This is a genomic window from Bradyrhizobium sp. USDA 4474 (genome assembly GCF_054057515.1).
Window position 1 is genome coordinate 2,442,825 of the sequence record NZ_JBSRZJ010000002.1, and the last position, 19,854, is coordinate 2,462,678.

Below are 19,854 nucleotides of genomic sequence, written 5' to 3' on the forward strand. Positions count from 1 at the left end.
TGCGCATTTCTGGAAGTCGAGATCAAGCCACAGTCCCGGAGTCCGGATCGGCGCGCTGCCCGCGCCGGCGGGGACGACGCGCTAGCCCCTCGCCTTCTCGGCCTCCACCGCCTGCCAGCCGATGTCGCGGCGGCAGAAGCCTTCCGGCCAGCGGATGCGGTCGACGGCCTGATAGGCGCGCGCCTGCGCCTCAGTCACGGTCGCGCCCAGCGCGCAGACATTGAGCACGCGCCCGCCATTGGCGAGGATGGCGCCATCCCTGGCGACCGTGCCGGCGTGGAAGATCTCGACCGTGTCGACCTTGGCGGCATCGTCGAGCCCCTCGATCTCGGTGCCCTTCTGGTAGTCGCCGGGATAGCCCTTCGCCGCCATCACCACGGTGAGCGCGGATTCCGGATACCAGCGCAGGTCAAAATTCTTCAGCTGGCCGTCGCAGGCGGCGAGGAACGCCGGCACGATGTCAGACATCATGCGCAGCATCAGCACCTGGCATTCGGGGTCGCCGAAGCGGACGTTGAACTCGAACAGCTTTGGGCCGTGCGTCGTCAGCATGATGCCAGCGTACAGAATGCCGCGGAACGGCGTGCCGCGCTGCTTCATGCCCGCGACCGTCGGCAGGATGATCTTGGCCATGATCGCGTCGTGGATCGCCGGCGTCACCAGAGGCGTCGGCGAATAGGCGCCCATGCCGCCGGTGTTCGGGCCGACGTCGTGGTCGAACACGCGCTTGTGGTCCTGGGCGGAGGCGAGCGGAATGGCGGTCTCGCCGTCGCACAGCGCAAAGAAGCTGATCTCGCGGCCCGGCAGGAATTCCTCGATCACCACTTCCGCGCCGGCCTCGCCAAACGCGCCCTCGAACATCATGGCGATGGCGTCCTCCGCCTCGCGCACTGACTTCGCGACGACGACGCCCTTGCCGGCGGCAAGGCCGTCGGCCTTCACCACGATCGGCGCGCCCCGGCTTTGCACGTAATCGCGCGCGTCCTGGGCGTTGGTGAATCGCTTGTAGGCGCCGGTCGGAATGCCGAACTCGGTGCACAGCGCCTTGGTAAACCCCTTGGAGCTTTCGAGCTGCGCCGGGATCTTGTTCGGCCCGAACGCCTTGATATCCGCAGCGGTGAGATCATCGACGATGCCGGCCGCCAGCGGCGTCTCCGGGCCGACCACGACCAGGTCGACCGCATTCGTCTTGCAGAAGTCGATCACGGCGGCATGGTCGGCAACATCGAGCGCCACGCACTCCGCCTCGCGCGCGATGCCGGCATTGCCGGGCGCGCACCAGAGTTTGGTCACCAGGGGGGACGCCGCAATCTTCCACGCCAGAGCATGTTCGCGGCCGCCGGAACCAAGCAGGAGAATGTGCATCGCAGGCTCAGAAAATGAGGGGTTTTGCTGGAGGGCGGAGGTCGCACGAATCGGGGTGGGGCTCAAGGGGGGATGTTACCCTCCAACTGTACCTCTTCGCGAGCCTTGGCAGCGCGCCTCCGCGCGTAAGAGACATTTCGACCATTTGGGATTTAAAGCGCCATGTTCGAACTTCCGCCCTTTCGCAAATGTCCTCGCTGCAAAAGCGAGTCGTTCGGTACGCTGTCTGTCGGCGGCAATTGCGTGACGAAGCGCTGCAAAGAGTGCAGATATTCGCGCGAAGAGGTGCTTCCCCGCGTTGAAAAGCGCGTCGTTACCTTGATCAGCCCGTAGGATGGGTTGAGCCCTTGCGAAACCCATCACACGTGTTTCGCGAAGCATCCGTAGAGCTGGCCGACCGGACGCCATCCGCGATTCATCGTCACTTGCAGAGCCCGTAGGATGGGTTGAGCCCTGGCGAAACCCATCACACGTGTTTCCTCGAAGCATCCGTAGAGCTGGCCGACCGGACGCCATCCGCGATCCATCGTCACTTGCAGTTGGAAGACAGCTGCCAAGACGGAGAGCGGGAATGGGAAAGCGATGGGTTTCGCAAGGGCTCAACCCATCCTACGAACTACGAACTGCCCAAAATTCCGGCGACAGTGCCCAAAACTCTGCACTCTCACCGTAAGCCGTCTCAGCGAGAGTCTGGCTTTCTCCTCTACGAACTGAACAGGCGTGGCGCGGCCGAAAGCTTCCACGGCGATGACGCGTCCTCCTATGGCTCGGGATACGCGACCCCACGCAATTCGCTTTCATCAACGGATTCAAGCTCCAGTTGCAGCCGACACGCGAGCACGCATCGCGAACGACGGGCCGTGGCGCGCGGCGGCGGCTCCGGGCGGCCTGCGTCTCCCTGATCGAACGTTATAATTCATTTATCGAACGTTAAAAAATGGCACGCCGCTTGCATTTTGGGGCGAAGCCGCGCGACGCGTGCAGAGATCGAATGCGCGGATCCTTGTTTTGCTTGGAAGGTGAAAGACAATGAGTCCCAAACTGCCCGAAGCCCCCGGAGGCGCTGTTTCCGAGGCCCATGCCCGCGTTATCATCAAGCCCGGCTATCACCCGGAGCTGACCAATGAAGACCTTGCGCCGCTCAAGGAACAGACCTGGGGCGCGTACAATATCTTCGCATTCTGGATGTCCGATGTGCACAGTGTCGGCGGCTATGTCACCGCGGGAAGCCTGTTCTCGCTCGGACTGGTCGGCTGGCAGGTGCTGATCGCGCTGCTCGCCGGCATCATGATCGTGCAACTGTTCTGCAACCTCGTCGCCAAGCCGAGCCAGGTCACGGGAACGCCTTATCCCGTCATCTGCCGCGCGCCGTTCGGCGTGAAGGGCGCCAATATCCCGGCCATCATTCGCGGCCTCATCGCGGTCGCCTGGTACGGCATCCAGACCTATCTGGCCTCGAGCGCGTTCATGGTGGTGGCGCTCAAGTTCTTTCCCACGCTGGCGCCCTATGCCGATGTCGGCCAGCACGGCTTCGTCGGCCTGTCGGCGCTCGGTTGGGCCTGCTTCATGTTCCTGTGGGTGCTGCAGGCGATCGTGTTCTGGCGCGGCATGGAGGCGATCCGCGTCTTCATCGACTGGGCCGGCCCGGCCGTGTATGTCGTGATGATCGTGCTGGCGGCCTATCTCATCGCGAAGGCGGGCATCGCCAACATCGGGCTCACGCTCGGCGAGGTCAAATACAGCGGCTGGGACGCGCTGCCCGTGATGATCAATGCGATCGCGCTGGTGGTCTCGTATTTCTCGGGACCGATGCTGAACTTCGGCGACTTCTCGCGCTACGGAAAGAGCTTTGGCGCGGTGAAGGCCGGCAACTTCTGGGGCCTGCCGGTCAACTTCCTCGGCTTCTCGGTGCTCACGGTCATCACCACGTCGGCCACGCTGCCGGTGTTCGGCCACATGATCACGGACCCCGTGGAAACCGTCAGCAAGATCGACAGCACGTTTGCGGTCGTACTCGGCGCGCTGACCTTCATGATCGCGACCATCGGCATCAACATCGTGGCCAACTTCGTCTCGCCGGCCTTCGACTTCTCGAACGTCGCGCCGCAGCGGATCAGTTGGCGGATGGGCGGCATGATCGCCGCGGTCGGCTCGGTCTTCATAACGCCGTGGAACCTGTACGACAATCCGCAGGTCATCCATTACACGCTCGACATCCTCGGCGCGTTCATCGGTCCGCTGTTCGGAATCCTGATCGCGGACTTCTACATGGTGAAGAAGCAGCAGATCGTCGTCGATGACCTCTATACTCTGAGCGAGAGCGGCCTTTATTGGTACGAGGGCGGGTACAACAGGAACGCGATCCTCGCGATCATTCCCTCCGCACTGGTGCCGGCGATCTGTGCACTGGTCCCATCGTTGTCGGTGCTGGCCAATTTCACCTGGTTCATCGGCGTGGGCCTGGGTTACGGCATCTACAACTATCTCATGCTCCGTCAGACTGCGCTCGCTTCTCAGCCGGCCTGACCGGCTTGCGGGGACGGCCCGCCCGCAGCGGGCCGTCCTTTTCGCCGATGCGCTTCTTCTATCGCTGCCTGGCGCGTTACAGCTGCTTCCCCGCAATGATTTCCTGCAGGGTCGCGACATGCCGCGCAAACGCCCCGCGGCCCGCCGCGGTGGCCGTCACCGTGGTCTGCGGTTTCTTCCCCACGAAGGCTTTGTCGACCGAGACGTAGCCCGCCTTGGCGAGCGTCTCGATATGTGCGCCGAGATTGCCGTCGGTGGCGCCGGTGAGTTTCTTCAGCCGCGCGAATTCCAGGCCTGAGGCGACCGGCAGCGCGTTCAGGGCCGCCATGATCTTCAGCCGCAGCGGCTGGTGGATGATGTCGTCGAGTTCGGCCATCAGATCCGCCGCATCCAGAGGCCGCCCAGGATCAGGCCGCCGCCGTTGACGAAGGCCATCCAGAGCGGGAAGGCTTCGCCGATGGTGAAGAAGCCGACCAGCGTCAGTGCGGTGATGCCGAGTCCGATCGCGACGAACGCAGTGCCGAACCACAGACCGGCAAGCATGTAGAACAGCATGAAATAAACAGGCCAGAATGCGCCGAGCTCGCGTGGGCCGAAATGACCGAGCACGTTGGTGCAGACATAACCGAATGCGAAGAACAGCGCGAACACCAGCGGCACCCTGACGTCGAAGGCGGCACCATGGAGACGTGACGGCGTGAGCCAGCGGAGCGCGATCAATCCGCCGACACCCAGGATGTCGACGGTCGGCCAGGCGTAACGCGCGTAGAAGGGCCAGAGCCAGGTCACGAGATTGCCGGCGAAGACCAGCATGCCCCACCATATCGCCCCGAGGCTCGCCAGCTCATAGAGCTGCGATTGCTTCACGCGCTGGACGATGTCGTCGATATCGGCCAGCGCTGCGGACGCCTCCTTGCTGTCGATCATGACTGGCCTGCGCCCCGCGTCGCCACGTCGTCGGCGATCGCGTTGACCGCCTTCGCATGGGTGACCATACCCATGTGGTTGACGCCGTCGATGATCTTGACGTCGATATCAGGCTTGATCGCCTGCACGGTCTCGGCATATCTGGCCGAGATCATCATCTCGTCCTCGGCGCCGCCGAAGATCGTCATCGGATGCGTCACCGCAGCCAGATCGAGGCGATAGCCGCGCGTCGCGAAGTTGCGCATCAGGCGGTCGGAATAAACGGCGGTCAGATAACGCTCCGAATTCGCAGGCACCGCGAAGGCGAGCACCGGCAGCTGCGAACAGCAATCGATGCCGAGCTTGCGCAGGGCGGTGAGCCCGATGAAGCGCGGGATGTCGGCATTGGCCCAGCCGCCAGAATGCGCGACATTGGTCGGCGCGTCATAGCCGAGATAGGGCGCGACCAGCACGGTGCGGACGAACAGGTCCTGCACGATCGGCGTCGCGGCGACGCGCAGCGAGAAGCCGGCGCCGGCGGAATGACCGATCAATGTCAGCGGCAGATCGGGCGTGCTCTTGCGGACATGGGCGACGAAGTCGACGAGGTCGTCCTCGAGCTGGCCGACATAGCCGATGTCGCCGTGCGTGCCGGAGGCGCCGTGGCCGCGGATATCGAGCGCCCAGGTCTCGACGCCATGCGCGGCAAGCGCGGCCGTCAGGGCATGATTGACGGTGCCGGAGGAGCCGGACGAGCCGTGGATGAAGATCGCGCCGCGGTCGGTGGTTGCTCCCTTCGGCTGATAGTGCCGATAGCCCAGCCAGGTGCCGTCGCGGGCCTGGAAGCGCTCCAACGCCGGCAGCGTGGACCAGTCGATGCCCTTGGCGGAGTCCGAGACCGAGCGCATCTCCGCGGGCCGCTGCAACGGCGTCGCGATCAAGGCGGTGAGGATCAGCGCCGTGGCGCCGACCGCGCACAGGCCCCATTTGAGCAAGCCCAAAACACCTCGCTGTATCGGTATCGCCATGGTCCAAACTCCCTGAACTTCCAATCAATAGAGAACTCTATAATACAGAGTACTCTCCCAATAAATCCCCCGGATGGCGTCGCGCTGCGAAAATCCTTAACGTCTGAACTGACCCCAAAATGCCGAATCGATTGCCGATGCCGCCTGCGGAACCTCTTCACAACGCGCCCGAATTCACCGTTTCCGAGCTCTCGCAGTCCCTGAAGCGGACGGTGGAGGACACCTATGGCCATGTCCGGGTCCGCGGCGAGATCTCCGGATTCCGCGGCGCCCATTCATCCGGGCACTGCTATTTCGCGCTCAAGGACGAGAGCGCCAAGATCGAGGCGGTGATCTGGAAGGGCGTGCACGGCCGCATGCGCTTCAAGCCCCAGGAGGGGCTGGAGGTCATCGCGACCGGCAAGCTCACGACCTATCCGGGCTCCTCGAAATACCAGATCGTGATCGAGGCGCTGGAGCCGGCCGGCATCGGCGCACTGATGGCGCTGATGGAGGAGCGCAAGAAGAAGCTCGCCGCCGAGGGCCTGTTCGACGAGGCGCGCAAGCAGCTGCTGCCCTGGCTGCCCGAGGTGATCGGCGTGGTGACCTCGCCGACCGGCGCCGTGATCCGCGACATCCTGCACCGGCTCGAGGACCGCTTTCCCCGTCACGTGCTGGTGTGGCCGGTGAAAGTCCAGGGCGAAGGCTCGGCCGAGCAGGTCGCGGCCGCAATCCGCGGCTTCAATGCCTTGCCCGAGGGCGGCAGGATTCCGCGGCCCGACGTGCTCATCGTCGCGCGCGGCGGCGGCTCGCTGGAGGATCTCTGGTCCTTCAACGAGGAGATCGTGGTGCGCGCAGCAGCCGAGAGCATGATCCCGCTGATCTCGGCGGTGGGCCACGAGACCGACATCACGCTGATCGATTTCGTCGCCGACAAGCGCGCGCCGACGCCGACGGCGGCGGCCGAAATGGCAGTCCCCGTGCGCAGCGATCTGTTCGTCGAGGTCGCCGATCTCGCGCGGCGCACGCGGGCCTGTTGGCAGCGTGGCCATGAAAACCGCCGCAACGAATTGCGCGCCGCGGCACGCGCGCTGCCCGCTGCGTCAGATCTGCTCGCGATCCCGCGGCAGCGGCTGGATTCGGCAGGCAGCGCCCTGCCCCGCGGGCTCAAGGCCAACACGCATGCGCATTTCCGCAGGTTCACCGCCGCAAGCGCCAAGCTGACGCTGCGGGTGCTGCACGGCCAGATCGCGCAGGCCGATCATCGCCTCACGGTCTGCGGCGAACGGCTCGGCCTGTCCGCGCGCTCGCTGCTGCGGCGGCGGCGCGACCGCTTTGCCGGACTTGAAGTGCGCCTGCGCGCCTCAAAGCTCTCCAACGCGCAGGCGCAGCGCAATGCGATTGCCCGCCAGCGCGAGCGCACCCATCGGCTGGCCGAACGCGCGGGGCGCGCGCTGGTCACCCTGCTGCAGCGGCTGGACGCCCGCGTCGAGAACAGCGGCAAGCTGCTGTCCGCCTTGTCCTATCGCGGCGTGCTCGCCCGCGGCTTTGCGCTGGTGCGCGACCAAGCGGGCCATCCGCTGCATTCGGCCGACGCGATCGGTCCCGGCGCACGCGTGGAGATCGAGTTCGGGGATGGACGCGTGGGGGCGACCGCGGATGCGGATCGGCCGGCGCCGACGGCCAAGCGCGCGCCGGCGCAGCCGAAGGCCACGGCGCAGGAGGCGAAGCCCGCGCCGAAGCGGAAGCCGGTGGATCAGGGCAGTTTGTTTTAGAGGCGCGATGTTGCTGCAAGCACCGCCGCGTTCCCTCCCCCTTGTGGGGGAGGGAGCGCAGTGTGCCGCACGGCACGACTGCGCGCTGCTGCAACGAAACCAACAACGAACTCTTACAGGATGTGGTGAAGATCGTTGGTCCGTCGTCCGCCGCCTACCGGCAGGACAACCCCGCCTCCATCGTGGTCCAGAAGCCGCAATGATCAGGTGCGCGCAGGGGCGAGCCGGCGTGGGCTTCGAACAGGAACACGGCGACGGTGAAGACGACCAGTGCGGATGAGAAGATGACGATGCGGTTGCGCATGACAGATGCGTTTAGCCGACATCATGGTCGAACTAAGGCGTTGCTACCGCGCCAGCCACTCCGCGACTTCCTTCTGCGATTCCGCGCGCGCTTCGGTATCGGTGCCGAGATGGCCGCGGTCGGGCGCGGCGGCGTCGCTGCTGGCGGCGGCGGCGTGCAGCGGCGTGTTGGCCCGGTCGAAATCGTGATAGGCGCCGGGATAGACCACGATACGCGCGAGCGCGCTGCGGCCATGCGCGCCGTCCACCATCTGGCGGCAGGCCGGCGGCGACGAGACGTCGTCATTGGCGCCGATCAACACCAGCGTCGGCACCCGCGTGCTCCAGCCGAGGCCGGCGGAGATCCGGCAATCCGGATAGAACGCGATCGCGGCGCGGAAATCCGGGCCTGTTTCGCGCGCCACCGCTTGCGGACGCACGGCCCAGAGCAGCGCGCTGGCGCCGTTGGCCCAGCCGATCAGGCTGACACGGTCGCGCGCCACCCAATTCTGCTTCATCAGCCAGGCCCGCGACGCCGCAATGTCGGTGACGCGTTCGCGCCGCGCCTTGACGTGCGTATCCTTGACGCGGCATTGCGGCCCAAGCTCGCGCGAGCCGTAGCTGTCGGGCAGCAGCACGGCATTGCCCGCCTTGAGCAGACGTTCGGCCCAGTCTCGATAGCGCGGCTGGACGGAATCGGACCGGCTGCCGAGGCCGCCGCAGCCGTGCAGCGCGATCACGGTCGGGAACGGCCCCGCGCCCTCGGGCTTGAACAGCTGCGCATGAAGGATGCCCGACGACAGGGGAATCTCGACCTGCGCAGGCGCCGACGACGCCGCAGCCGCGTGCGCGGCCGACATCGAGACAGTCAGGAACAGGGCGGTCAGTCGAAAACGCATCGGACTCTGTCCCAGGCGGTACCGTAAGGCTCCCAGCACTATCATGCACAAACGGCGGCAAAACATCACAAACCGGTGGGTTTAACGGGCGGACAAGCCACCCTATCTGTGCTACTTCAGGTCCAACACATCGTACCCCCCGAGGTCTTCCATCAAGGATTTCCAGGGAGGGCCCTTCCACGGAGACTTTCGACCGTGCTGAACAAGTTCGGCCCCTCGGGCAATGGCGAAGCGCAGGTGCAATATCTCGACGGCGACTTCCGCGTGATCTCGCCGGGCACGTTCGTGCGCTGCGCCATCACCGACACGCGGATCCCGCTCGACGAGCTGAAATATTGGAGCGTGGACCTGCAGGAAGCCTACGCCACGCCCGCCGCCGTGCTGCAGCGGCATTTCCCCAACGCGCCGAAACCGCAATCGTGAGGCTTCGCGCGCGCGGCTATTGCTGCCTGGGATCATCGGTGCCCACGCAGGTCTTGATCGCACTCTTGCGCGCTTCGCCGACCACCTTCTGATCGATCGCCTGTTTCAGGCAATCGAGCCGCGCCTGTGCCATGCAGAGCTGCATCTGGTCGCGCTTGTCCTGCCCTTTCAGATTCTGCGTCGAGCCGAGACACGTCACGCGCTTGGTCGCGGGAACCGGCACCGCGGCGGCCGGAGCAGCGGGCGGCGTCTGCGCAAACACCGGCGCAACGATCAGACACACAAGACCGGCGGCGAGGGCAGCAGAGAACGGTTTCATCGGAGTCTCCAGGATCGCCGGAGAGCGATAGCGGTCTTGCGATGAATGTCGGCTGAATAGCGGAATGCCGAAGGGTAAGTTACGCCTTCGACTAACCCCTACGAGATCTGTCTTGCGGCGAGATCATCGCGTGCTGAAGCGCCGCTCGCGGGCCTCGTAACGACGATCGCTGATCAGTTGCGGCAGCTGGCCGGGCTGGCGGACTCTTCCGCCAAAGCATTGCATCGAAAAGTCGCTGCACTTCCCGGCAAGTCAGTTCGCTCTGTGGTTGGAATTTTTTTGCGGATCGGCGCCCTCAAGTTGTTTGACGAAGTGCTGGTGAAACACAAGGCTGCTACACTGCATGCTAGGTCATCGGCCCTGCTCTTTTTATCGCACGGACAATCAAGTCGCCCAAACGGCCATCGCGCTTTGGAACCGACGCAGTCTGTGAACGGGCTCATATCGAAGAGCCATCTGGCGGGCTACGATCACCACGAAAATTCGCGGTGGAATATCAAGCCAAACGATGGGGTGATCATGTCCGCCATATTCGAGTTGCTCTATCGTGAATATTGCCGCGCCCGTCTCGCTGAGATGCGAAAACAGCTTCTGATCGCACCTGAACGCGCTGAAGCTCTCGACGCGGATCATCTCCCCGCAACTCGGACTTCCGATGGCGGGATGGACACACATCGCAAGCCCGCTCACCACGTGCCCCACTGAAGCGACCCGGACACACGCACCGCGCCGTCGTCCGTCAATGGACGCCAGCGCACTTCACCTCGAGCTGGGATGTTTTGCTCCACGTGGGAAGCGTTGCCGCCGCGTAGCACGATTGCGGCGGCCCGCTTCCAATCCGGATGTCAGCTTCCGGGCGGCGAATACGATGAACGCAGCTTCGCGGCGTTCTGGCGAACCTGCTTGATCTCGTCCTGGGTGAACAAGCGCGTCAGCTTCACGTTCTGCAGGGTGCCCGCCGTCACGGTGAGCCCCGAGATGGCCGGGGCCGCACTCGGATCAGGCACGTCGAAGATCACGAGAACGCCTGGGCCGTCGGTCGCAACGCTGTACATCGATATCAGCTTTCCGCCGGCCGCCTCGATGAGTTTTCTCGCCGCTTCCTGGCGATTGGTCGTGGGATTTTCCAGGATGGCATTGAGAGCGCGTGGGGTGTATTGACCTGTGAGGCAAAAATGCATGGCATGTTCTCCTCTGAGCTTTTGAAAACAGTCCTCCCTGCCGTTCCGAACTCGTCGTTCCGGCCACCGCATTTGAAATGGCAAGGTACGCTGCCCGCCGTGGGCATCAACGCCGCCGATAATTGCCGGGAGTTCGGCACGTCCCGGTGACGGCTCTCATCGAAGGCTACATCAACTCCCGAACACGCGGAAGAGGATTCCGCCAGCGGCGACATGTCGCTTTCGGGCTAGGGCAGAAACGTTGCCCAACGTACGAGATCAAGGCGCGCTGAATCGGCGCTCGCGCGCGTTGTACAGATGATCGCCGATCAATCGCCGCAGCTTTTCCGGTTCATCGAACTCGAGCTGGACCGCGAACGGCATGATGCCATCAGGCACACAATCGGTGCCGCACAGGCGCGCGAGATCTTTTTCCGTCGTTGCCAGCGTGAGCTGCTCGCGCGAGGCATCCGCCACGAGCGCGGCGATCTCGGCTTGCGAAAACACGTGGTGATCGGCGAAGGCGCGCGTGCGCGCGACGGTGATGCCGCTGGCGCGCAATGTGCGGAAGAAGCGCTCGGGATCGCCGATGCCGGCAAATGCGAAGACAGGTTTGCCGGAGAGCTGCGCGACCGAGGCCGCATCCGGCTTCAGATGCGCGCGCAGCACCGGCTTGTTGCGCGCAGCCAGCTGGGCAGCGACATCCCCCGCGGCTTGACCGTCGCCGATCAGCACCAGCGCATCGGTGCGCGCGAGCTGCGCTCTCAGCGGCGCGCGCAGGGGGCCCGCAGGGAACACCTTGCCGTTGCCGAGGCCGCGTTCGCTGTCGATCACGATCAGCGAGGCATCCTTCAACAGAAGGGGGTTCTGAAAGCCGTCATCCATCAGGATCACGGTGGCGCCTTGCGATTTCGCCAGCGCGACGCCGTCGCGGCGATCGCGTGCCACCGCGACGGCAACGTCGCGCGCCATCATCAACGGCTCGTCGCCGATATCGGCGGCGGTGTGACGAAACCGATCGACCATGACCGGGCCGTGCAAGCGCCCGCCATAGCCGCGGCTGAGCACCACCGGGGTCTCGCCGAGCTCGCGCAACAGCCTGGTCAACGCCAGCACGGTCGGCGTCTTGCCGGCGCCGCCGACATGGTAATTGCCGACGCAGAGCACGGGAATGCCGGCGTCAAAACCCGTGCGCGCCATGCGGCGTGCGGCGATGGCGCCATAGAGCGCGCCCAATGGACTGAGCAGATGCGACTTCGGGGAACGCGGCCGGTACCAGAAGGCCGGCTCACGCATTGGCGGCTCCCATCTCGATCCGCAATTGCATCAGATACGGCTCGAGCGCCGTCATCGTGCGATCCAGCGCGCCGCCGAGCTGCTCGACCACGCCGGCGCCGGCGCGCTGCATCTTGTCGCGCACCGTCGGCTCGGCCAGCAACAGGCCGAGCTGCCTGGTCAGCGCCTCCTGCGTGTCGGCCTGGCGCGCGCCGCCGCTCTGGTCGAGGGCCGCATAGAGTTCGCTGAAATTGGCGACGTTCGGTCCGTGGACGATCGCCGCACCAAGCTTGATCGCCTCGATCGGATTCTGTCCGCCTTCGCCGACCAGCGATTTGCCGATGAACACGACTTGCGAGAGGCGGTAGAACAGGCCGAGCTCGCCCATGGTGTCGGCGACATAGACGTCGGTCACGGCGGTCGGCTGCTCGTCGCGCGAGCGCAGCGCCGGCTTCAGGCCCGACGCCGCGATCATGCCCGCAATCGATGAGCCGCGATCCGGATGCCGCGGCACGATCACGGTCAGAAGATGCGGAAAGACGCCGGCGAGGCTGCGGTGCGCGGCGACCAGCATCTCGTCCTCGCCCGGATGGGTCGAGGCCGCGACGATGATCGGACGCCCGCGCGTCGTCGCCATCAGCCGCTCGAGCTTGGCGGGATCGGCGGGCGGCGCCGGCACGTCGAGCTTGAGATTGCCTGTCGTGACGACGTCGCGGCCACCGAGCGCGGAGAAGCGTTCGGCGTCCAGCTTCGACTGCGCGAGGCAGATGTCGAAGCGCGACAGCAGCGCCGAGATGGTGCCGTGCATCCGCCGCCAGCGCGGGAAGGAGCGCGGCGACATCCGCCCGTTGATCAGCACCATCGGCACCCGGCGCGCCGCGCCCGCCAGAATCAGATTCGGCCAGAGGTCGGATTCGATGAACAGCGCCAGCGACGGCTGCCAGTGATCGAGGAAGCGCGCAACGTAGCGCGGGGAATCATACGGCACGTATTGATGGATGACGTCGGGCGGAAAACGCTTGGCCACGACGGCAGCCGAAGTGACGGTGCCCGAGGTGAGCAGGATGCGGAGGTTGAGATCGCGCAGGCGCTCGATCAGCGCGGCTGCCGCCAGCACCTCGCCGACGCTGGCGCCGTGAATCCAGACCAGCGGGCCGTGCGGCCGCACGTCGCGGGAGAGCCCCCGCCGCTCGCCGACGCGCGCGGGATCTTCCTTGCCCTGCTTCAGCCGCCGCTTGATCAGCGCAGGCGCGAGCGGCACCAGGCCGGTGGCGAGGCGCCGATACATCCGCAGCGTCATCGGCAAGGACTTGGGCAGCGAGTTGGGCAGCGAGCTAGCCATCTGCAGGTCCCGGCCGGCCGAGTTGCTCATAGGCGCGACGAGTCGCTTCGTTCAGAGTCTCTTCCAGATCCAGCCGCAGCGCTTCCATGGTGGCCGCATCGGCATCCGCGGGGACGTGAATTTCCTTGATGCCGACCAGGACGCCACGGCCGAACGGCAGGTTGATGGTGGTGCGGTCCCAGTTCTTGAGCCGGATGAAGCGGCTGGTCGCCATTGCAAAAGGCATGATCGGCCGCCCCGATTCCCGTGCCAGCATGATGATGCCGAGGCCTGCCACGCGCGAGCGCTTCGGCACATCGGCGGTCAGCGCGACATTACAACCGTCCTCGAGCGTGTACACCATTTCCCTGAAGGCGCCGACCCCGCCCTTGCGGTGGAAGGCGCCGCCGTGATCCCCGGCCCCCCTGACGGTGCCGACGCCGAGCCGCTCGACCGCGATCGCGTTGAACTCGCCGTCGCGGTGGCGGGAGATCAGGACCTTGGCGCGGTAGGAATCCTTGTTCTTGATGAACGGAGTGAGGAAATGCTGGCCGTGCCAGAATGCGAAAATCGCCGGCATCTGCGGCTCGACGAGGTCGTAGACGTCGGGTGGATCGAACGTGAACCTGTTGGTCCGCCAGACAAAGCGCAGATATTCGGCCGCCAGGACCCCGGCGGCACGCTGAACAAGGCTGCTTCGCAGCGCATTGCGAAGCAGTTTTTTCAACGCGCCGGCTTCGGTTCTTGGTTGGGGTCGAGCAGCCGATGGAGGTGGACGATGAAATAGCGCATCTGCGCATTGTCGACCGTGCTCTGCGCCTTGGCACGCCAGGCCACATGGGCGGAGGCATAGTTCGGATACAGGCCGACGATCTCGACATCGTCGAGGTTCTTGAAGGTGTTGTGCTCGAGATCGAGCAACTCACCCCCGATGACGAGGTGAAGCAGTTGTTGCGGGGCGCTATCTGACATGGATTCGGTTCCTAACAGGTTGCCCGGCAAGCAGTGTTCGACAAGCGCGGCGACGATGCTCAGGCCGGGGGACGGTTTCGAAAATGCGCGACAATGCTCGCATGACGATCGCGTCCCGCTGCCACAAGCACCCCGTGCGTCACTTCCCGGCGATTATAGAAGATGGGATCTCCAGAGAGGTCGCTCATCCTACCATCCGCTTCCTGCACGATCAAATCGGCCGCCGCAAGGTCCCAATCATGGCTATTGCCGCCGGCAAAGGCCGCATCGAGCCCGCCATTGGCGACCCGGCACAGCCGCAGCGCCAGCGAGCCGATTCGCGGATGCAGCTTGATGTCGCCGAGTGACGGCTTCAGGCGCTCGACCAGAGGCTTGGGGCCTGCGACGCGTGCGAAATCGAGCGCGGTCCCGGGTGTTGCCCGCACGGGCTTGTCATTCAGCAGCGAGCCCTGGCCGCGGACGGCGAAAAAGTACTCGCCGCTGGCAGGCGCGAACACCGCCGCCAGCACGGGCGAGGCATCCTCGACCAGCGCGACGCTGACGCACCATTCGTCATGGCCATTCAAATAATTGCGTGTGCCGTCGATCGGATCGACCACCCAGGTCAGCCGCCGCGACAACCGGGTCGCATCCTCGGCGCTTTCCTCCGACAGCCAGCCATAATCAGGCCTGGCGCCGCGCAGGCGCCCTTCCAGAAAATCGTTGACCGCGATGTCGGCTTCCGAAACCGGCGAGGATGCGCCCTTGATCCACGTCTTCAGCTCGGTGCGGAACATCGAGTGCGCGAGCGCGCCCGCCTCCCGCACCGTGTCTTGCAGCAACGCTACATCGCGCCTCAGGATGGTCGCGTCCGAAAGATCAGCGCCCGCCAAGCGTCAAACCCTCGATGCGCACCGTCGGCGCATTGATGCCGTAACGGAACTCGAGATTGTTGGCCGGCTGCATCGACTTGAAGATCTCGAACAGGTGGCCGGCGATCGTCACCTCGCTGACGGGATAGGTAAGCTCGCCATTCTCGATCCAGAAGCCGGAAGCGCCACGGCTGTAATCGCCGGTGACGCCGTTGACCCCGGAGCCGATCAGATCGGTGACGTAGAAGCCCTGCTTGATGTCGGCGATGAGTTCGGCCGGCGTCGGTGTGCCCGGCTCGAGATGCAGATTGTACGGTCCGGGCGATGGTGAGGACGAGACGCCGCGATGGGCATGGCCGGTGGTGGTGAGACCGAGCTCGCGCGCGGTGGCGCAGTCGAGCAGCCAGGTCGTCAGCACGCCCTCGTCGATCAGTGCAGTTCTCTTCACGGCGACGCCCTCGGCGTCGAACGTCTGCGAGCGCAGGCCGCGCTTGCGCAGGGGATCGTCGACGATGCGGATGTTTCTCGCAAACAGCTGCTGGCCGAGCTTGTCCTTGAGGAAGCTGGTCTTGCGTGCGATCGAGGCGCCGTTGATGGCGCCGACGACATGGCCGACCAGTGAACCTGCAACGCGCGGATCGAACACGACCGGCACCTTGCAGGTCTCGACCTTGCGCGGACCGAAGCGCGCCACGGTGCGCTCGCCGGCGGAGCGGCCGACGGTCTCGGGCGACAGCAGATCGGCACCGTGCGGCGCCGAGGTGAAGTCGTAGTCGCGCTCCATGCTGGTGCCTTCACCGACGATGGCGGTCGCCGAGATGCCCTGGCTGGAACGCAGATAAGAGCCGTGGAAGCCGGTCGAGGTGACGAGCACCATGCCGCCGATGCCAGCGGAAGCCGAAGCGCCGCCGGATTTGCTCACGCCCTTCACGGCAAGTGCCGCAGCCTCGGCCTCAAGCGCGCGGCGCTCGAGCTCGGCCGTGGCGGGCACATCGGGATCGAGCAGATCGAGATCGGGGAAATCGCGCGCGAGCAGCGCTGGATCGGCGAGCCCGACATATTTGTCATCGGGCGCAACCCGCGCCATCGCGACGGCGCGCTCGGCAAGCTTGGTCACGGCGTCCCCGCTCGCGTCATTGGTGGAGACTACGGCCTGGCGCTGGCCGACCAGCACGCGCAGGCCGACATCGTCGCCTTCGGAGCGCTCGGATTCCTCGACGCGGCCGTCGCGCACCTCGACGCCTTGCGAGATGCCGCGCACCGCGACCGCATCGGCCGCATCCGCGCCGGCGCGCTTCGCCGCCTCGACCAGGCGCTGCGCGAGATCGGAGAGCGCGGACTGATCGAACAGGTCGCGATTGGCTTTGGACGAAAGCGTCGAGCTTGGTGAAGGGTTCACAAACGAAATCCTGTTGGGGCGGGGTTCGGGGACCGGAACCACAGATGTGCCCTGATCGCACGGACTTCAAGCATTTTCAGCCTGTAAAAGCTCAGATTCGCTGCTCTCGCGCAACGTCTCGTCAATCATGCGCGCCAAGGTCTTGTCAATCATGAGCCGCAGTGACGGTGGGTTAACCAGCCTTTTTAAGCGGTTTCGGAAAGGCCCGCGTTAAGGTCCTCGCATCGACCGGGAACATAATCCTGGCGGGGAGAACGAAAGCCGTGAGGCGTCAAACAGCAACATGTGGGGTCAACCCCACCGGGTCGAGCCGCTCTCTGCGGCTCGACCCTCTTTCCCTTCCGGTCCGCTTCGATGCGCATGATCCGCGTGCCGACGGCTATACCAGGCAGGTCGAGCTTCATCGCGAACGTGTCGTGTTACGCCGTGCCGTTCGCGGCATGCAGATGGCGATCAACGTGCGTGTCAGCGACTTCACCGGCGTCGCGCTGCGCGGCAGTGACGCGGCGCAGACCCTCGTGCTGGTGCATCGCGACCCCTCACTCTCCGTTCCGCTGCTGATCAGCGCCGATGGTGACGATCTCGCCGAGGCCTGGGCGATCTGGAGCGAGCTGTTCGCGCTGCCGCAGCTCGACGAAGCTGCCCGCAAGCCGGCACCGCGTCGCCGCCGCGCCAATGCGATCCGCGATCGTCGTCCGAAATTTTTGATGCGCCGCCGCACCGCCATGGCGCGCGAGCTGCCGATTCATCGTGCGGAGCGCGAGATCATCGCGCGGACCTAGGCCGCGCGGATCACCGCGTCGGCCAGCAATCCCGCGAACAGCAAGGCCCCGGCATACTTGTTCGAATAGAACAGCCGCTTGCACAGCTCAGGATCGTCGATCCTGAGCCGCATGATCTGCGACGCCAGATGCGCGGCAAAGGCGGCAAGCCCGAGCCACGCCGGCCATCGCGCATCGCCTGACGCCAGCGCGACACCGATCAGCATCACCGCCACCCCATAGAACAGGATCAGCGCCCGATGCGTATGCGCGCCGAACAGGCGCGCGGTGGACTTGATGCCGATCAGCGCGTCGTCCTCGGCATCCTGATGCGCATAGATCGTGTCGTAGCCGATTACCCACGAAATCGCGCCGGCGTAGAGCACCAGCGCAGTGACACCGATGTGTCCGAAGGTGACGGCGAATCCCATCAGCGCGCCCCAGGAGAAGGCCAGCCCGAGCACGATCTGCGGCCACCAGGTGATGCGCTTCATGAAAGGGTAGACGGCGACGATCAGAAGCGAGGCGATGCCGGTCGCGACCGCGAAGCGGTTGAACTGCAGCAGCACCACGAGACCGATCAGCGCCTGCGCGACCATGAAGGCCAGCGCCTGCTTCGTCGTCACCTGCCCTGACGGCAGCGGCCGCGAGCGCGTGCGCTCGACCTTGTCGTCGAGGTCACGATCGGTGATGTCGTTCCAGGTGCAGCCGGCGCCGCGCATCACGAAGGCGCCGATGAAGAACAGTACGATCACGCGCGGCAGGCGGTGGACGTCATGCGCCATGCCGCTAGCGAGCGCCGCAGACCACCAGCATGGCATCAGGAGCAGCCAGGAACCGATCGGACGATCAAAGCGGGACAGCCGCAAATAGGGCCGCGCCCAGTGCGGCGCAAGCGTATCGACCCAGTTGCCGGTAGAGTCGGCAACGCGGGCGGATGCGTCACTCATCGGGTGAGAACGTTGCCGTTGAGCGTGTCGAAGGTGCTACCGCCCTTCTTGCCGGCATTGGCTTCCGGCGCAGTGCCCGAACCCAACACCTCGCTCAGCGACGGCCCGGCCGGGCCGCGCGGCTGGTTGGCCATCTGCTGCGCGACGTTGCAGACCTTCGTCTGCATCGACTCGGTATTCTTGTGACCGGTCTTCATCTGCTCGCCGACGTTCGGCGGGATTCCGCATTTGGCGGCGTGACTCTCGATGTATTTGATCATCTTGAGCTCAGCCTGGCTGAAGTTCCTGATCAACTTGCAGGCTTCGTCAGGCGGGGCGTGGCGATCGCTGGCGGCCTTGATCAGCTTGCCGCGCTTCTCGGCTTCCTCGCGGAGCGGCATGAACGCCTTCATGCAGTCCTCGCCGGGACCGGCCTGCGTCGGCGGGGCCGCACTGAAAGCGCCGGCGCCACCGATGGGGGCCGCGCCGTTGGTCGGGAACGGAGGCTTGCGGCGCGCCGCCGATCGAGGCAACCGGCGCCCGGCCGTTGACGGGCGGAAACGCCGGATCGCTTGCGCCCTGATTGGGCAGCGGCGCCGGGAACCCCTGGGCATAAGCTCCCGCGGCGCCCATGGCGACCATGGCAGCGGTGATCGGAACCATCAAACGACGGATCATCAAGATAGTCTCTCCGGCAGGGGCTACGGGTTTCGGCGCCTGCCCAAATGAAGCGCAACCAGCGTGCTCGCGTTCTTACGATTCCTGCCGGCGCTTAACAACCCGTCGAATAGGGCAAGAGCGCGGCGTGCCGACGCACCAATCGGGCGATATTTACCCCCAATGGACCGGTTTCGGTTAAGAAACGGCGACAAATCGGACCTGAATGATGGCTTCCTACGATTTTCGCGGCCCCCGCCTGTTCGTCGACGCCCCCCTGGCACAGGATGCCAAGGTTCCGCTCGACCGCGACCAGAGCAACTATCTCGGCAACGTGCTGCGGCTTGGCGCCGGGGCCGAAGTCCTGGCGTTCAACGGCCGTGACGGCGAATGGCAGGCCGCCATCGACGGCCGCAAGCGGCCCGACAACCTCATCATTCTCCAGCAGGTCCGGCCCCAGGACCGGCCGGCTGATCTTGCTTACGTCTTCGCCCCGCTCAAGCATGCCCGGCTCGATTATATGGTCCAGAAGGCCATCGAGATGGGCGCCGCCACGCTTCAACCGGTCCTGACCCGGTTCACCCAGGCCTCCCGGGTCAACACCGAGCGCATGCGCGCCAACGTCGTCGAGGCGGCCGAGCAATGCGGCATTTTGAGCATCGCCACGGTCAACGAGCCGGTGCCGCTCGACCGCTATCTCAGTCAGCGCCCGGCCGAACGCTTGCTGATTTTCTGCGATGAGGCGGCGGAGCTTCAAAGCCCCATTCAGAGCCTGCTGGATGCCCGCCAGACCGGCCAAGGTCTCGACGTGCTGATCGGCCCTGAAGGCGGTTTTGCCGAGGAGGAGCGTGCCCTGCTGCTGCGGCAACCGAAAATCCTGCGGCTCGCCCTGGGCCCGCGGATCATGCGCGCCGACACGGCTGCGGTCGCGGCGTTGGCATTGGTCCAGGCTGTACTGGGCGACTGGGGCGGCAGGGGCAGCTGAAAACGGATGAGTTTTTGTTGATGGATGCCGGCCAGGGCTCAC

At 65.2% G+C, this 19,854-nt stretch carries 21 protein-coding genes and 1 pseudogene; 6 read left to right on the forward strand and 16 right to left on the reverse strand.

What is annotated here, in order from left to right; all coding sequences use genetic code 11:
* Positions 1 to 81: 81 nt before the first annotated feature.
* The gene (gene purD, locus ACVW16_RS13355; protein WP_456737265.1) at positions 82 to 1,365 is read right to left on the reverse strand and encodes a phosphoribosylamine--glycine ligase; all 1,284 of its coding nucleotides are present in this window, start codon (positions 1,363 to 1,365) and stop codon (positions 82 to 84) included.
* Between the two features lie 1,029 nt (positions 1,366 to 2,394).
* Here purD and ACVW16_RS13360 point away from each other — a divergent pair.
* Positions 2,395 to 3,891, forward strand: coding sequence for an NCS1 family nucleobase:cation symporter-1 (locus ACVW16_RS13360; RefSeq protein WP_456737264.1), 1,497 nt, complete (start codon positions 2,395 to 2,397; stop codon positions 3,889 to 3,891).
* Positions 3,892 to 3,967: 76 nt separating this feature from the next.
* Here ACVW16_RS13360 and ACVW16_RS13365 read toward each other — a convergent pair whose 3' ends face one another.
* From ACVW16_RS13365 to ACVW16_RS13375, 3 genes are read right to left on the reverse strand one after another with little or no spacing between them, the layout of a single operon-like run.
* Positions 3,968 to 4,267 carry a winged helix-turn-helix domain-containing protein gene (locus ACVW16_RS13365; protein WP_456699662.1) on the reverse strand — a complete coding sequence of 100 codons (300 nt, stop codon included), beginning with the start codon at positions 4,265 to 4,267 and terminating at the stop codon, positions 3,968 to 3,970.
* Positions 4,267 to 4,818 (reverse strand): hypothetical protein, encoded by a 552-nt coding sequence (locus tag ACVW16_RS13370; RefSeq protein WP_456699663.1) that lies wholly within the window; start codon positions 4,816 to 4,818, stop codon positions 4,267 to 4,269. The genes ACVW16_RS13365 and ACVW16_RS13370 overlap by 1 nt, the downstream gene beginning before the upstream one ends.
* Positions 4,815 to 5,825: an alpha/beta hydrolase gene (locus ACVW16_RS13375; protein WP_456737263.1), complete on the reverse strand. Its 1,011-nt coding sequence runs from the start codon at positions 5,823 to 5,825 to the stop codon at positions 4,815 to 4,817. The genes ACVW16_RS13370 and ACVW16_RS13375 overlap by 4 nt, the downstream gene beginning before the upstream one ends.
* Before the next feature lie 137 nt (positions 5,826 to 5,962).
* On the opposite strand from ACVW16_RS13375, the gene xseA reads away from it, so the two are divergent.
* Complete coding sequence (gene xseA / locus ACVW16_RS13380; RefSeq protein WP_456705088.1) at positions 5,963 to 7,579, forward strand: exodeoxyribonuclease VII large subunit; 1,617 nt, start codon at positions 5,963 to 5,965, stop codon at positions 7,577 to 7,579.
* Between the two features lie 154 nt (positions 7,580 to 7,733).
* Here the strand turns inward: xseA and ACVW16_RS13385 are convergent, their stop codons facing one another.
* Together ACVW16_RS13385 and ACVW16_RS13390 are read right to left on the reverse strand one after the other, a co-directional pair.
* Complete coding sequence (locus ACVW16_RS13385) at positions 7,734 to 7,883, reverse strand: hypothetical protein (RefSeq protein WP_456699665.1); 150 nt, start codon at positions 7,881 to 7,883, stop codon at positions 7,734 to 7,736.
* A 43-nt stretch (positions 7,884 to 7,926) separates the two neighbouring features.
* A complete protein-coding gene (locus ACVW16_RS13390) occupies positions 7,927 to 8,760 on the reverse strand; it encodes a dienelactone hydrolase family protein (protein ID WP_456699666.1) in 834 nt (277 codons plus the stop codon).
* A 195-nt stretch (positions 8,761 to 8,955) separates the two neighbouring features.
* Between ACVW16_RS13390 and ACVW16_RS13395 the strand changes: the two genes are divergently transcribed.
* Entirely contained in the window at positions 8,956 to 9,183 is a 228-nt protein-coding gene (locus ACVW16_RS13395) for a DUF2093 domain-containing protein (RefSeq protein ID WP_212327099.1), read from the forward strand.
* A 16-nt stretch (positions 9,184 to 9,199) separates the two neighbouring features.
* On the opposite strand, the gene ACVW16_RS13400 is transcribed toward ACVW16_RS13395, so the two are convergent.
* On the reverse strand, positions 9,200 to 9,502 hold the full coding sequence (locus ACVW16_RS13400; protein WP_456699667.1) for a hypothetical protein: 303 nt from the start codon (positions 9,500 to 9,502) through the stop codon (positions 9,200 to 9,202).
* 177 nt (positions 9,503 to 9,679) lie between these two features.
* Here ACVW16_RS13400 and ACVW16_RS13405 point away from each other — a divergent pair, with 177 nt between their 5' ends.
* The gene (locus ACVW16_RS13405) at positions 9,680 to 10,207 is read left to right on the forward strand and encodes a hypothetical protein (protein ID WP_456737262.1); all 528 of its coding nucleotides are present in this window, start codon (positions 9,680 to 9,682) and stop codon (positions 10,205 to 10,207) included.
* Between the two features lie 140 nt (positions 10,208 to 10,347).
* Here ACVW16_RS13405 and ACVW16_RS13410 read toward each other — a convergent pair whose 3' ends face one another.
* From ACVW16_RS13410 to ACVW16_RS13440, 7 genes are all read right to left on the reverse strand, one after another.
* Complete coding sequence (locus tag ACVW16_RS13410; RefSeq protein WP_456737261.1) at positions 10,348 to 10,683, reverse strand: GYD domain-containing protein; 336 nt, start codon at positions 10,681 to 10,683, stop codon at positions 10,348 to 10,350.
* A gap of 258 nt (positions 10,684 to 10,941) precedes the next feature.
* A complete protein-coding gene (lpxK, locus tag ACVW16_RS13415) occupies positions 10,942 to 11,958 on the reverse strand; it encodes a tetraacyldisaccharide 4'-kinase (RefSeq protein ID WP_456737260.1) in 1,017 nt (338 codons plus the stop codon).
* The gene (locus tag ACVW16_RS13420; protein ID WP_456737259.1) at positions 11,951 to 13,309 is read right to left on the reverse strand and encodes a 3-deoxy-D-manno-octulosonic acid transferase; all 1,359 of its coding nucleotides are present in this window, start codon (positions 13,307 to 13,309) and stop codon (positions 11,951 to 11,953) included. The genes lpxK and ACVW16_RS13420 overlap by 8 nt, the downstream gene beginning before the upstream one ends.
* Positions 13,272 to 13,985, reverse strand: coding sequence for a lysophospholipid acyltransferase family protein (locus ACVW16_RS13425; RefSeq protein ID WP_456802364.1), 714 nt, complete (start codon positions 13,983 to 13,985; stop codon positions 13,272 to 13,274). The genes ACVW16_RS13420 and ACVW16_RS13425 overlap by 38 nt, the downstream gene beginning before the upstream one ends.
* A complete protein-coding gene (locus ACVW16_RS13430; protein ID WP_456699673.1) occupies positions 13,982 to 14,230 on the reverse strand; it encodes a DUF4170 domain-containing protein in 249 nt (82 codons plus the stop codon). Before ACVW16_RS13430 ends, ACVW16_RS13425 begins: the two co-directional genes overlap by 4 nt.
* Positions 14,231 to 14,289: 59 nt before the next feature.
* Positions 14,290 to 15,102, reverse strand: coding sequence for an inositol monophosphatase family protein (locus ACVW16_RS13435; protein ID WP_456737258.1), 813 nt, complete (start codon positions 15,100 to 15,102; stop codon positions 14,290 to 14,292).
* Positions 15,089 to 16,480: a TldD/PmbA family protein gene (locus tag ACVW16_RS13440; RefSeq protein ID WP_456737257.1), complete on the reverse strand. Its 1,392-nt coding sequence runs from the start codon at positions 16,478 to 16,480 to the stop codon at positions 15,089 to 15,091. The genes ACVW16_RS13435 and ACVW16_RS13440 overlap by 14 nt, the downstream gene beginning before the upstream one ends.
* 263 nt (positions 16,481 to 16,743) lie before the next feature.
* Here ACVW16_RS13440 and ACVW16_RS13445 point away from each other — a divergent pair, with 263 nt between their 5' ends.
* Positions 16,744 to 17,262 carry a DUF6101 family protein gene (locus ACVW16_RS13445; protein ID WP_456699676.1) on the forward strand — a complete coding sequence of 173 codons (519 nt, stop codon included), beginning with the start codon at positions 16,744 to 16,746 and terminating at the stop codon, positions 17,260 to 17,262.
* Here the strand turns inward: ACVW16_RS13445 and ubiA are convergent.
* Together ubiA and ACVW16_RS13455 are read right to left on the reverse strand one after the other, a co-directional pair.
* Entirely contained in the window at positions 17,259 to 18,191 is a 933-nt protein-coding gene (gene ubiA / locus ACVW16_RS13450) for a 4-hydroxybenzoate octaprenyltransferase (protein ID WP_456737256.1), read from the reverse strand. The two genes, ACVW16_RS13445 and ubiA, sit on opposite strands and share 4 nt — an antisense overlap.
* Positions 18,188 to 18,848 (reverse strand): annotated as a pseudogene (locus ACVW16_RS13455) (hypothetical protein). Before ACVW16_RS13455 ends, ubiA begins: the two are co-directional and overlap by 4 nt.
* A 208-nt stretch (positions 18,849 to 19,056) precedes the next feature.
* On the opposite strand from ACVW16_RS13455, the gene ACVW16_RS13460 reads away from it, so the two are divergent.
* Positions 19,057 to 19,812, forward strand: coding sequence for a 16S rRNA (uracil(1498)-N(3))-methyltransferase (locus ACVW16_RS13460; RefSeq protein ID WP_456738282.1), 756 nt, complete (start codon positions 19,057 to 19,059; stop codon positions 19,810 to 19,812).
* Positions 19,813 to 19,854 lie beyond the last annotated feature (42 nt).